General features: G+C 54.6%; 13 protein-coding genes. 3 read left to right on the forward strand and 10 right to left on the reverse strand.

Translation table 11 applies throughout. The features are described 5' to 3' along the window. Window positions 1-64 precede the first annotated feature (64 nt). Entirely contained in the window at window positions 65-715 is a 651-nt protein-coding gene (locus MPQ_RS03050) for an alpha/beta hydrolase (protein WP_013441431.1), read from the reverse strand. 147 nt (window positions 716-862) lie between these two features. Between MPQ_RS03050 and MPQ_RS03055 the strand changes: the two genes are divergently transcribed. Then, window positions 863-1630, forward strand: a complete 768-nt coding sequence (locus MPQ_RS03055) for a 3',5'-cyclic-nucleotide phosphodiesterase (RefSeq protein WP_013441432.1) — start codon at window positions 863-865, stop codon at window positions 1628-1630. Between the two features lie 49 nt (window positions 1631-1679). Here MPQ_RS03055 and MPQ_RS03060 read toward each other — a convergent pair whose 3' ends face one another. From MPQ_RS03060 to MPQ_RS03070, 3 genes are all read right to left on the reverse strand, one after another. Next, a complete protein-coding gene (locus MPQ_RS03060) occupies window positions 1680-2120 on the reverse strand; it encodes a pilin (protein WP_041361986.1) in 441 nt (146 codons plus the stop codon). A gap of 195 nt (window positions 2121-2315) precedes the next feature. Beyond that, window positions 2316-2837 carry an SRPBCC family protein gene (locus MPQ_RS03065; protein WP_013441433.1) on the reverse strand — a complete coding sequence of 174 codons (522 nt, stop codon included), beginning with the start codon at window positions 2835-2837 and terminating at the stop codon, window positions 2316-2318. Window positions 2838-2899: 62 nt separating this feature from the next. Continuing rightward, on the reverse strand, window positions 2900-3895 hold the full coding sequence (locus MPQ_RS03070) for a beta-propeller fold lactonase family protein (protein WP_238525337.1): 996 nt from the start codon (window positions 3893-3895) through the stop codon (window positions 2900-2902). 203 nt (window positions 3896-4098) lie between these two features. On the opposite strand from MPQ_RS03070, the gene MPQ_RS03075 reads away from it, so the two are divergent. After that, a complete protein-coding gene (locus tag MPQ_RS03075; RefSeq protein ID WP_013441435.1) occupies window positions 4099-4620 on the forward strand; it encodes an RNA pyrophosphohydrolase in 522 nt (173 codons plus the stop codon). Between the two features lie 27 nt (window positions 4621-4647). Here MPQ_RS03075 and asd read toward each other — a convergent pair whose 3' ends face one another. The 6 genes from asd to nadC all read right to left on the reverse strand — a co-directional run bounded on the left by asd (window position 4648) and on the right by nadC (window position 11963). After that, on the reverse strand, window positions 4648-5493 hold the full coding sequence (gene asd / locus MPQ_RS03080; protein WP_013441436.1) for an archaetidylserine decarboxylase: 846 nt from the start codon (window positions 5491-5493) through the stop codon (window positions 4648-4650). 153 nt (window positions 5494-5646) lie between these two features. Beyond that, entirely contained in the window at window positions 5647-6663 is a 1017-nt protein-coding gene (gene ilvC, locus MPQ_RS03085; protein WP_013441438.1) for a ketol-acid reductoisomerase, read from the reverse strand. Between the two features lie 107 nt (window positions 6664-6770). Then, a complete protein-coding gene (gene ilvN / locus MPQ_RS03090; RefSeq protein WP_013441439.1) occupies window positions 6771-7262 on the reverse strand; it encodes an acetolactate synthase small subunit in 492 nt (163 codons plus the stop codon). A gap of 13 nt (window positions 7263-7275) precedes the next feature. Next, window positions 7276-9075: an acetolactate synthase 3 catalytic subunit gene (locus tag MPQ_RS03095; protein WP_255348599.1), complete on the reverse strand. Its 1800-nt coding sequence runs from the start codon at window positions 9073-9075 to the stop codon at window positions 7276-7278. Window positions 9076-9171: 96 nt separating this feature from the next. Then, window positions 9172-10953 (reverse strand): GspE/PulE family protein, encoded by a 1782-nt coding sequence (locus MPQ_RS03100; protein ID WP_013441441.1) that lies wholly within the window; start codon window positions 10951-10953, stop codon window positions 9172-9174. A gap of 146 nt (window positions 10954-11099) precedes the next feature. After that, window positions 11100-11963, reverse strand: a complete 864-nt coding sequence (gene nadC / locus MPQ_RS03105) for a carboxylating nicotinate-nucleotide diphosphorylase (RefSeq protein WP_013441442.1) — start codon at window positions 11961-11963, stop codon at window positions 11100-11102. Window positions 11964-12015: 52 nt separating this feature from the next. Here nadC and MPQ_RS03110 point away from each other — a divergent pair, with 52 nt between their 5' ends. Beyond that, entirely contained in the window at window positions 12016-12627 is a 612-nt protein-coding gene (locus MPQ_RS03110; RefSeq protein WP_013441443.1) for a glutathione S-transferase family protein, read from the forward strand. Window positions 12628-12755 lie beyond the last annotated feature (128 nt).

A 12755-nucleotide genomic window follows, 5' to 3' on the forward strand; every position in this document is an offset into this window, starting at 1 on the left:
GCGCTGCGCCCGGGCATGCTCGAGGTTGTTGATGAGTATGCCGTGGGCCGGAAAGCGATGAGCCTTAACGCAGCACGCGCTGCAAAAACTGGCGGATGTCGTCAATTTCTTCGGCACATACGCTATGCGGCATGTCGTAGGTATGCCATTCCAGCGCATAGCCATTGTCTCGCAATACATCGCGCGACGTGGCCGCAGTGGAGGGCAGAATTACGCTATCGTCAGCGCCATGGGCCATGAAAATGGGCGTTGCCTGATTTGCGGCATGTTTCTCAGTAGCCAGTGCCTGTTTGATCGGTAAGTAAGTCGAGAGGGCAAGGACCCCAGCCAATCGATGTGGGCAGCGCAATGCTGTTTGCAGCGCCATGGCGCCCCCCTGCGAAAAGCCCGCCAACACAATGCGCTCAGCGGCAATGCCACGCGCGATTTCATCCTCAACAAGTGTTTCGATCTCGGCCTGCATGGCGCGTATGCCCGCTTCATCCTGCTGGCTATCCAGCCCCAGCCCAAAAATATCGTACCAGCCGCGCATGGGGTAGCCATTGTTGAGGCTGATAGGCCGCACTGGCGCATGCGGAAAAATATACCGCACTTGCAGCAAGCCCAGTTCCTCGGCAATCGGCACGAAATCATGCCCATCGGCGCCCAGTCCATGCAGCCAGATAATGCTGGCGGTCGCCAGCGCTTGAGGTTCCAGGGTGATTTTTTCGAGCATGTGTGGATTATCCAGATAATGTTGTTGGCCGGGCTGCTAGGCTGGGCGGGGAATACGCGCTAACATCGTGCCATGCCAGTCTGTCCGGCAGCGGGCAAGCATCTATCATAACAAAAGACGGAAGCGGGGCTATATGGAGCGAGCGCCATGCAAGTGAAAGTATTGGGATGTAGCGGCGGCATAGGCGGCAATCTGCGCACGACCTCATTGCTGGTGGACGACGATATCCTGATCGACGCAGGCACCGGGGTGGGCGATCTCAGTATTGAGCAGATGGCGAGAATAGATCATGTCTTCCTCACCCATTCGCATCTGGATCATATTGCCTGTTTGCCTCTGATGCTCGATACGGTGGCTGGTCTGCGCGAAGCGCCAGTGACTATTTATGCGCTCCCCGAGACCTTGCATGCGCTTAAAACCCACATCTTCAACTGGATCATCTGGCCTGATTTCAGCGCCGTCCCCAGTGAAACAAGCCCCTTGCTGCGCTACGCCGAGGTCGCGCAAGGTAAAGCCGTAAGCTTAAGCGGGCGCAGCATTACCCCCTTACCCGCCAATCACACGGTTCCTGCGGTCGGCTACTGGCTGGATAGCGGGGCGAACAGCATGGTCTTCACCGGTGACACGACCACATGCGATGCCTTGTGGGAGCAGGTCAATCAGATTGAAAACCTGAAATACCTGCTGATTGAAACGGCGTTTGGCAATGAGAATCTCGCTCTTGCTCAAGCGTCGAAACATCTATCTCCCATATTATTAATCGATGAGTTGATGAAGTTAAAACAACAAGTTTTAACTTACATTACCCATATTAAAGCAGATTCATTTAACGCAATATCGAAACAATTAATAGAAAGCAGGAATGGGCTTCCTAAGGTGATGATACTAACCGGTATGACTTTGTTTGAGTTTTAGAAAATAAAAAAGGAGCCTTAATTCAGGCTCCTTTCGCTAGCTAAAAAATTTAAACTCTACAATTTGCTGGTACATATTTGTTGAGGTCGGCTGCGCTAACCGCACATGCCCATGTAATTGACCCCGCATTAAGTGTTGGCGTAAGGCTGAGGGTCATACCGTTAGCAGTTGGTGAGCCACCGAGAGTGTTGTTGTAAGTTATCGTAATTACACCGCTTGCGCCTACGGCAACACTGGTTACAGCATTACCTCTAATGTCGGTACTTTCAGGAAGGCCCGCGGCAGCATTTGTTGCAGGGAAACTGCCTGATGAAGCATTAGTTTCGGCTACAGCAACTTTTGCAGCATCTGCCAAACCTAACCCTTCAGTTACTTTTGAGCGGATCGTGTAATCTTGGTACGAAGGAATCGCCACCGCTGCCAAAATACCGATAATCGCGACCACGATCATCAGTTCGATAAGAGTAAAACCTTGCTGTGCGTTTTTCATGTCATCACCTTTCAATCAATTTAGGAGAGTCTCTAGCAGATGTCTGCCAGGGGTGTTGCGTCGATAAACGGGGTGTTGGTTGATCACTTCGTTTATCAGATGAATCAAGCATAACGCAGGCAAAAAAAAAGCGGATGGTGACATCCGCTTTTTTGATTTTCAGTGACAAAAAATGTCACCGTTTGCTGATGGCAATTAGTTGCCTTCAGCTACTTTCTTCAGGTTGGCCAGGCCAGCGTCGTAGACACCGGTCACAGCATTGATGGCGGATTCGTCATCCTGACCTGGTGGGATAGGTGGGTTAAGCTTGTACACGCGGTAGAAGCGGCCTACCCAGGTCACAGTGCTTTCACCAGCGCCAGGGCCTGCCTTGACGGTAATGAAGGAGTTGTAATCAGCTACGGGCAATACGCCTTCCACGATTTCGTACTTCAGCTTCATGTCGGCGTCGTCAATGCTGCGCAGTTTTTCGTAGATGGTGCCGCCACCCTTCAGGGTCAGCAGGCGATAGGTGTCACCATCTTTGGTTTCGAGCTTGGTGCTGGCCACAGCAGGGTGCCATTTTTGCAGGTTGCCGAAGTCTTTCACCAGCGCCCATACCTTGGCGGGATCAGCCTTGATGGTAACGGATTTTTCCACTTTTTGTGGGGATGGACCGTGCGCAGCGGCGGTCAATGGAATGACGGCCATGGCAATGAGGGCGAGTAGTTTTTTCATGCGATTTTTCTCCGTTGATAAAAGTCTTGGTGCTAAATCCGAATCCGGGGCTGGATTCATTCTCAGTGCGCCGTCTCCTGAATAAACTGGCCAAATGCCCGGCTTTGCTTGTCCGTGGCAATGGTCTGGACCAGCTTATTGTTGCTGGCGTCGATCACTGAAACCGTGTTGTCGAACCAGTTGGCAACATATACCCGCTGGTTCGCATGATCAAAACTGATGCCTTCGGGGTAACCTCCCACCGGCACGATGCTGATGACTTTTTGCTGGGCAACATCAATGACTGAGACATTGTCGCTTTGCGTATTGGTGACGTAGATGCGGCTGCCATCTGTGCTGACCGTGACGCAATAGGGATGTTCCCCCACCTTGATGGTGTTGACCTGGTGTGTTTGCGTATCAATCATGGAAACGCTGTTGCTATAAACATTAACGGCGTAAAGCTGCTTGCCATCCCGGCTCAGGCCCAGGCCAAATGGGTGTTCACCCACGGCAATGCGCTTGACGATCTGCATGCTGGTGGTATCAATGATAGCGACATCGTTGCTATCGCGATTGGCAACATAAAGCTGCTTGCCATCCGGGCTGACGATAATGCCTGCTGGCGCCTTGCCGATATTGACTGTGCGCTGTTGTGTAAGATCGGCGGTATCCAGCGCCAGTATCTTGTCTTCAAACCAGTCGGCGACAAACAGGGTTTTGCTGTCTGGCGAGAGGGCAATGCCGACCGGCGAGCCATGCAATGGCAACTCTTGCAATACTTTGTAATGCTGAGAGTCAATCACGCTGATGGATTGGCCGTCGACATTGCTGATATAGGTGCGGCCCAGGGCTGCAGAAGTCGCGACTCCGACAGGCGCCTTGCCAACTTCTATGCTGGCAATGACCTGATTTGACGCAAGATCAATCACCGATACCGTGTTATTCCCCTGATTGCTGATGTAGGCAAAGCCGCCAGCCTGGCATGACCATGCGATACAGGCGGAGAATGCAGCAAGGAGGATAAGCAACGGTTTCAATGGAAAGCGGATCTGCGGAATGGTTGTGATGTGAATCAAACGCTTGAAAAGCCGATATGGTTGACTACGCAGTATACGGGGGGCTTGCAAACAGCGTCAAGGCGCGCTTGGCAGGTGATATTCCCGAATTTGCACGGCCTGCAGGCGTGATCCTCTGGCTTCCGGTGAGGCAAGTTGGCATGCGGCTTTCAATCGGGGCTGAAGTGTGAAAAAATTACACTAAATTATTAAGGTAGTACGTCATGATAGATCGCGATGGATATCGCCCGAATGTCGGCATCATATTATGCAATGCCCGCAATGAGGTTTTTTGGGGCAAGCGTATTCGCGAACACTCCTGGCAGTTTCCGCAGGGTGGCATCAAGCACGGCGAAACGCCCGAGCAAGCCATGTACCGTGAGCTTATGGAAGAGGTTGGCTTGCGCCCGGAGCACGTCAAAATTCTTGGCCGCACCCGCGACTGGTTGCGGTATGAAGTCCCCACCAACTGGATCAAGCGTGAGTGGCGCGGCAGTTATCGCGGCCAGAAGCAGATATGGTTCCTGCTGCGTATGGTAGGTCGCGATTCGGATGTGTCGCTGCGTGCCAGCACGCATCCTGAGTTTGATGCCTGGCGCTGGAGCGAGTATTGGGTGCCCATGGAGAGTGTGATTGAGTTCAAGCGCGAGGTGTATCGTCTTGCCCTGAATGAGCTTGCGGCTCACCTCAGCGGGGATACGCGCAAAAAACCGCGCAGTCACAGCAGTTCGATTATTGCCTCCTGAGCAAGGCTTGCGTGGGGCTGGTGCGTGCTAGCCCCTGTTTGCCATGGCTTCGCCCAGCCGGATCGGGCGGCCTTCCTGCCATACCGGATTAAACTGCAAGGGCTGTTTTGGAAAAAGCAGCACCACCGTTGAGCCCAATAAAAACCGACCCATTTCCTCATTCTGCTTGAGGTGAATCTGGTGCTCTGCATATTCCCATACCGAAATATTGCCCGGACGTGGCGGATTGACCACGCCATGCCAGGTTGTGGCCATGCTGCCGACGATGGTGGCGCCTACCAATACCAGCACAAACTTGCCATGCGCCGAGTCAAACTCGCACACCACGCGCTCGTTGCGCGCAAACAGGCCAGGCACGCCTTGCGCAGTCACCGGGTTGACCGAAAACAGATCGCCGGGGACGTAGGTCATGCGCAGCAGATGCCCATCGCAGGGCATGTGGATGCGGTGATAGTCTCTGGGGCTGAGGTAGAGGGTGGCAAAGTGGCCATCCTGAAATTCATCTGCCAGTGCCTGATTGCCCGCCAGCAATGCTGTGGTGGAGTAGTGATGGCCTTTGGCCTGAAAAATCTGGTCGCCAACAATGGGGCCGATCTGGCTGATAGCACCATCAACCGGGCATAGCCAGGTGGCCTCAGCGACGGGGCGGGCATCTGGACGCAGGGGACGGGTGAAGAATTCGTTAAAACTGGCGTAGCGCTTGATATCGGGCTCAACGGCCTCTTGCATATTCACTGAGTAACGAGCGACGAACCAGCGAATGATCGCTGTTGTTACCCAGCCCATGCGGGCATTGGCGACCCATCCAGCGAAAACGGTGATGGCCTGTTTGGGCAAGAGATATTGCAGGGAGACGGCGAGACTGTTCAACACACAAGATTCCGGATGGGCAATGAGCGGACTATTATAATGATAGCGGCGGCAAGTCCCAAGGATGGCGGTGTGGAGGCAATAAAAAAGGCGATGCATGAGCATCGCCTTTTTCATGGTGTCATGCGTTGAATTTACGCATGACGGAGATGTTGCTTAGTTCTTGCTTTGGTCAACCAGCTTGTTCTTGGTGATCCAAGGCATCATGGCGCGCAGTTGGCCACCAACTTGCTCAATCGGGTGAGCAGCGTTCAGGCGACGACGTGCGGTCATGGATGGGTAGTTGGTGCGGCCTTCGGCGATGAACTGCTTGGCGTATTCGCCAGTCTGGATGTTCTTCAGGCATTCCTTCATGGCAGCACGTGCCTGATCAGCAATCACGCGTGGGCCGGTCACATATTCACCGTACTCAGCGTTGTTGGAGATCGAGTAGTTCATGTTGGCAATGCCGCCTTCGTACATCAGGTCCACAATTAGCTTCAGCTCGTGCAGGCACTCGAAGTAGGCCATTTCAGGCGCGTAACCAGCTTCGGTCAGGGTTTCAAAGCCAGCCTTTACCAGCTCAACCGCGCCGCCACACAGCACAGCCTGTTCGCCGAACAGATCGGTTTCGGTTTCTTCGCGGAAGTTGGTTTCGATCACGCCACCCTTGGTGCCGCCGTTGGCGCAAGCGTAGGACAGTGCAACATCCTTGGCCTTGCCGGATTGGTCCTGGTAGACAGCGATCAGGGTTGGTACGCCGCCGCCCTTCAGGTATTCGGAACGCACGGTGTGGCCTGGGCCCTTGGGGGCAATCATGATCACATCCAGGTCGGCGCGTGGCACGATCTGGTTGTAGTGAATGTTGAAGCCGTGAGCAAATGCGACGGTAGCGCCTTGCTTCAGGTTGTTTGCGATGTCGGCATGGTAGATTTGCGGCATGGTTTCATCTGGCAGCAGAATCATGACCAGATCGGCCTGCTTCACAGCATCGGCGATTTCAGCAACCTGGTGACCGGCATTCACAGCCTTGTTCCAGGAGCTGCCATCCTTGCGCAGAGCCACGGTTACATTAACACCGGAGTCTTTCAGGTTTTGTGCGTGGGCGTGGCCTTGAGAGCCATAACCGACGATGGTGACTTTCAGATTCTTGATCAGTGAAAGGTCGGCGTCTTTATCGTAATAAACTTTCATTTCAACTCCTAAATTTATAGTGTTTGGCGTGAGTCCGGATATTTGAAATCAGGTCTGGGCCATGCGGCGCCAGAAAACGGGCATCCAATTGCCCGAACTCACATTGATTAAATCTTGAGAATCCGGTCGCCGCGTCCGATGCCAGAGGCGCCGGTACGCACTGTTTCCAGTATGGCCGTCTTGTCCAGCGCTTCCAGAAACGCATCCAGCTTGCTGCCAGTGCCAGTCAGCTCAATGGTGTAACTGCCATCGGCCACATCAATGATGCGACCACGGAAGATATCGCACATACGTTTCATTTCGTCGCGGAAAGGGCCAGTGGCCTTTACCTTGACCAGCATCAGTTCGCGTTCGATATAACGACCATCGTTAAGGTCGAGTACCTTGACCACATCGACCAGCTTGTTGAGCTGCTTGATGATCTGCTCGATCACTTCGTCGGATCCGGAAGTGACGATGGTCATGCGTGACAATGTGGGATCTTCGGTAGGAGCCACAGTCAGGGATTCAATATTGTAGGCACGCGCCGAGAACAGGCCGGCCACACGGGACAAGGCGCCCGCTTCGTTTTCCATGAGTAAGGAAATAATGTGTTTCATCTAACAGCTCGCTCTACAGTTCTTCGGCCAGAATCATCTCGGACAGCCCCTTGCCATTCGGCACCATCGGGAATACGTTTTCCTTCTGGTCGGTGAGGAAGTCCATGAATACCATGCGCTCTTTCAGCTTAGGGCCGAACGCTTCTTTCAATGCTGGCTCGACATCGGATGGCTTCTCGATGCGCATGCCAACGTGGCCATAAGCTTCCGCCAGCTTGACGAAGTCAGGCAGCGCGTCCATGTAGGATTCGGAGTAACGGTTGCCGTAGAAGAACTCTTGCCACTGGCGCACCATGCCCATATAGCGGTTGTTCAGGGTGATTACCTTGACCGGCAGGTGGAACTGCTTGCAGGTAGACAGCTCCTGAATACACATCTGTATCGAAGCTTCACCAGTCACACAGGCAACTTGTGCATCGGGGTAAGCCAGTTGCACGCCCATGGCGTAAGGCAGGCCCACACCCATGGTGCCCAGGCCGCCAGAATTGATCCAGCGACGTGGCTTGTCGAATTTGTAATATTGCGCCGCCCACATCTGGTGCTGGCCTACGTCGGAGGTGATGAAGGCATCGCCCTTGGTCACTTCCCACAGTTTTTCCAGCACGTATTGTGGCTTGATGATGTCGCTGTTGCGGTCGTAGCTCAGACACTTCTTGCTGCGCCAGGCTTCAATCTGGGTCCACCATGCCTGAATGGCCGCTTCTTCCGGTTTTTTGTCGGCAGCCGCTTTGAATTCGCCATCCAGCAGATCATTCATCTCGCCGAGTACGGACTGTACGTGGCCAACGATAGGCACATCCACCTTCACGCGCTTGGAAATGGAGGAAGGGTCGACATCAATATGAATGATGGTGCGGCTCTTGCTGAAGAAGTGATCCGGATTGCCAATAACGCGGTCATCAAAACGCGCGCCGATGGCAATCAGCACATCACAGTCCTGCATCGCCATATTGGCTTCCAGCGTGCCGTGCATGCCCAGCATGCCGACAAACTGGCGGTCGGTGGCAGGGTAGCCACCCAGGCCCATCAGCGTGTTTGTGATCGGGAAGCCCAGACGGCGTGCCAGCTTGACCAGCTGCTCGGACGCATCGCCCAGAATAATGCCGCCGCCCGTGTACAACATCGGGCGCTTGGCATCCAGCATCAGGCGCAGGGCTTTCTTGATCTGCCCGGAATGACCCTTGAGTATCGGATTGTACGAACGCATTTCCACGGTTTCAGGATAGCTGAATGCGTGGAACTGGGCCGTGATGTCCTTGGGAATATCCACCACTACCGGGCCTGGACGGCCGGTGCCTGCAATATAGAAGGCTTTCTTGATGGTGGCAGCAAGATCCTTGATGTCCTTCACCAGGAAGTTGTGTTTCACACAGGGACGGGTAATGCCGACCATGTCGACTTCCTGGAAGGCGTCCATGCCGATGGAGGGGGCTGGAACCTGACCACTCAGCACCACCAGTGGGATCGAATCCATGTAAGCGGTCGCAATGCCAGTGACGGCATTGGTCGCACCAGGACCGGAGGTGACCAGCGCAACACCGACTTCGCCCGTGGCGCGTGCGTAAGCATCCGCCGCATGCACGGCAGCCTGCTCATGGCGAACCAGCACGTGCTTGAAGTGGGATTGATTGAAAATCGCGTCGTAAATGTTCAAGACAGCGCCGCCAGGATAGCCGAAAACGAATTTAACGTTTTCTTCCTGTAAGCAGCGAATAACGATTTCTGCGCCCGTGCATTGATTGCCCGTGGTCGGATTGCTAGGGTCTTCCATAAATCTTGCTGTTTTTACTGAGAATTGGGGAACCCTGAACAGTAACTGTTTGAATGTATTTGGTCAAGAATCAAAATGCGAAATTGACGGATGTACAAACATATTCGGCACAGATAATGAAATTTGCGCCAAAGAGGCTTATTCCAGAGGTGGCGCTACCTTGCTCAATTCTTCCATGGTGGTGAGTCCGGCCGCGATTTTTTCGGCGCCATTGATGAGCAATGGTTGCATGCCTTGCTTGTAAGCCATGGCGCGAATTTTTGCCAGGTCGGCATCCGGGGTGATGAGTTTTTTGATCTCGGGGGTGATGGTCAGCATTTCATAAATACCGCTACGGCCGCGATAGCCGGTCATGCGGCATTCCAGGCAGCCGGTAATGCCGTGCGCATGCGCTGGCGCGGGCAGCTTCCATGGTGCGGTGTATTGATGCCACTGGTCGCTGTCTATGGTCATGGGCTGTTTGCAGGCAGGGCAGAGGGTGCGCACCAGCCGTTGCGCCATGATGCCGAGCACCGTGGACTGAATAAGGTAGGACGGCACGCCAAGATCCAGCAGGCGGGTGATGGCCGATGGCGCATCGTTGGTATGCAGTGTCGATAGCACCAGGTGACCGGTAAGCGCCGCCTGGATGGCCATTTCGGCGGTTTCCACATCCCGGATTTCGCCCACCATGATGATGTCTGGATCCTGGCGCAGCAGCGTGCGTATGCCATCGGCAAAGCTGAGGTCAATGTTCTGCTGCACCTGCATCTGGTTGAAGGCCGGCTCCACCATTTCAATAGGCTCTTCCACCGTGCAGACGTTGACTTCTGGCGTGGCCAGTTGCTTGAGAGTGGAATACAGCGTGGTGGTTTTGCCAGAGCCGGTGGGGCCGGTGACCAGAATGATGCCATTCGGTTGGCGGGTCCAGGCGCGCCATTGCTCATCTTGCGCAGATGAAAAGCCCAGTTCGATGAAGTCCTTGACGATGACATCCGGGGTAAATACCCGCATCACCAGTTTTTCGCCAAAGGCGGTCGGCATGGTGGAAAGGCGCAGTTCGACCTCATTGCCTTCGGTGGTCAGTGTCTTGATGCGGCCATCCTGCGGACGGCGTTTTTCCACCATGTCCATGCGGCCCAGCAGTTTGATGCGGCTGGTAATGGCATTCATGATGGTGGAAGGCAGCTGGTACACCTGATGCAGCACGCCATCAATACGGAAGCGCATGATGCCGATATTGCGGCGGGGTTCCAGATGGATATCGCTGGCGCGTTGCTCGAATGCGTATTTGAACAGCCAGTCCACGATGTTGACGATGTGTTGCTCGTTGGCGTCGAGATTCTTGTTCTTGCCCAGCTCCACCAGTTGCTCGAAGTTCTGTACCCCGATGATCTGCCCGGCCTTGGCCGTATTGGCGAGATTGATGGAGTTGGCGAGGTTGTACACCTCGGGCAGGTAGCGGTTGATCTCCAGCGGATTGGCGATGACCAGGCGTATCTTGAGATTCATGATGCGCTCAAGATCGGGAATCCAGTCGGTCAGGAAAGGCTCTGCGGTGGCGATGGTGGCTTCGTTGGCGCCGACCTTGACCGGCATGATCTTCAGCCGTTCGGCATAGGCTTTGGAGACGACCTGCGCCACCGATCCGAAATCCAGATTGAGCGGGTCTATGTGAAAGTAATCGAGGCCTACCCGTTTTGCCAGCCACTCGGTCAGGTTTTCAACGGACAAGGGCTTGTGTGGGCTTAGCAGGCTTTTCCACTTTTGTTCACCGATGACGACCAGTGGGTGCAGGTTGGATTTGTCCAGCTTGCGATCTTTATATAACTGCTCGGCATCCTTTTTTTCCACCATGCCGTCATTCACCAGCATGCGCAATACATCGCCAATGGTGAGGCGGCCTTGCAGAGGTTTGGCTGTGGCAGCGACTTTGCTCATGTGGGGTCCTTCGGTATGCCCTGTTGTCATATTTCAGTCATTCAGGATAGTGGCAAACGCGCTCACGGGTCTAGCGTTTTTACGATTGTAAGTGTTGTTGTTTCAAGACTTTGAATATTCACTCTTGAATCTTCACTCTTCGATATTCAGTCTTGAAACCGGAGCGATAAGTCTATCGCATGTACGTGTTTGGTCAGGCCGCCAATGGAAATGCGGTCCACACCGGTTTCCGCAATGGCGCGCACGGTCTCCAGCTCAACTCCCCCCGATGCTTCCAAAATGGCACGTCCGGCAGTCAATGCCACTGCCTCGCGCATGCCGGCCAGATCAAAGTTATCCAGCAGGATTAATTGTGCGCCTGCGGCCAGCGCTTCTTCAAGCTGAGCCAGGGATTCCACCTCAATCTGCAGGCTGGCATGCGAGCTCAATTGGATGGCGGCTTGCATCACCGCCGCAATGCTGCCTGCAGCGGCAATATGATTTTCCTTGATCAGAATGCCATCGTACAACCCCATTCGCTGGTTCACGCCACCGCCGACGGTGACGGCATATTTTTGTGCCATGCGCAGCCCGGGCAAGGTTTTGCGGGTATCCAGAATTCGCGCTTTGGTGCCCTGCACCGCTTGCACGTAGCGCGCGGTGACCGTGGCGGTCGCCGACAAGGTCTGCAGGAAATTCAGCGCGCAGCGTTCGGCAGTCAGGATTTGTCGGGCATTGCCGGTGATGATGCACAAGGTTTGTCCGGCGGTGACTTCAGCCCCTTCGCTGATCTGCCACAGCAGCCTGGCTTGTGGAGCCAATCGCGCAAAGCAGGCCTCCACCCAGGGAATGCCGCATATTATCGCGGGCTCGCGGCTGATCAAGGTGGCATGCGCATGCTGGTCGGCGGGTACCAGACTGGCTGTCAGGTCGCCGCTGGCAATGTCTTCGGCAATGGCCGCCTCAATATTGCGCTGGATCGCGCTTTGTAATTCGGGGGAGAGCAGGGGAACGGATAGGGTGGTGGTCATGATTTACATTATAATGCCGACTAAGCTTATCTTCGTCGAATCCTCCATCCTTATGAAGCTCTATTACTCACTCACCAGCCCTTATGCCCGCAAAGTTCGTGTGGTCGCTGCCGAAAAACGGATTGATATCGAGATGGTGCAGGTGGTGCTCTCTGACCCTGACTGCCCCGTGCCCGACCATAATCCCTTGGGCAAGATTCCCGTTCTGGTGCTGGATGATGGGGAGAGCATTTTTGATTCGCGCGTGATCGTCGAATTTCTGGACCACCGTACCCCGGTGGCTCACTTGATCCCGCAGGATCATGGGCAAAAAATACGGGTTCGCCGCTGGGAAGCCCTAGCTGACGGTGTGTGCGATGCCGCCGTGGCGGTGATCATGGAAGGTCGCCGTGCGCCTGAAAAGCAGGATGCGGCTGCGCTGGAAAAACAGATGGGTAAAGTCACGCGCGGCCTTGCGGCCATGAATGATGAACTGGGCGCGGCCAAATGGTGTGTCAACGGCAACTTCAGTCTCGCGGACATTGCACTGGGCTGTGTGCTGGGCTACCTGGATCTTCGTTATTCGGATCTTGGCTGGCAGGACACCTACCCCAACCTGGCCCGGCATTATGCAGCCATGCTGCAACGCCCCTCGTTCAAGGATACGATGCCACCCGCCCAATAATGGCATGGCAGGCGGCGGTGCTGGAGAGTCCAGTACAGCTGCCTGCCGGTGTTCAATGCTGGGGCTTCAAGGTCATTTCTTCCATCCCAGCTTCAAATGCTGCTGCCATCGAGCAGCCCAGTCAAACT

The organism is Methylovorus sp. MP688 (assembly GCF_000183115.1).
Classification (GTDB): Bacteria; Pseudomonadota; Gammaproteobacteria; order Burkholderiales; family Methylophilaceae; genus Methylovorus; species Methylovorus glucosotrophus.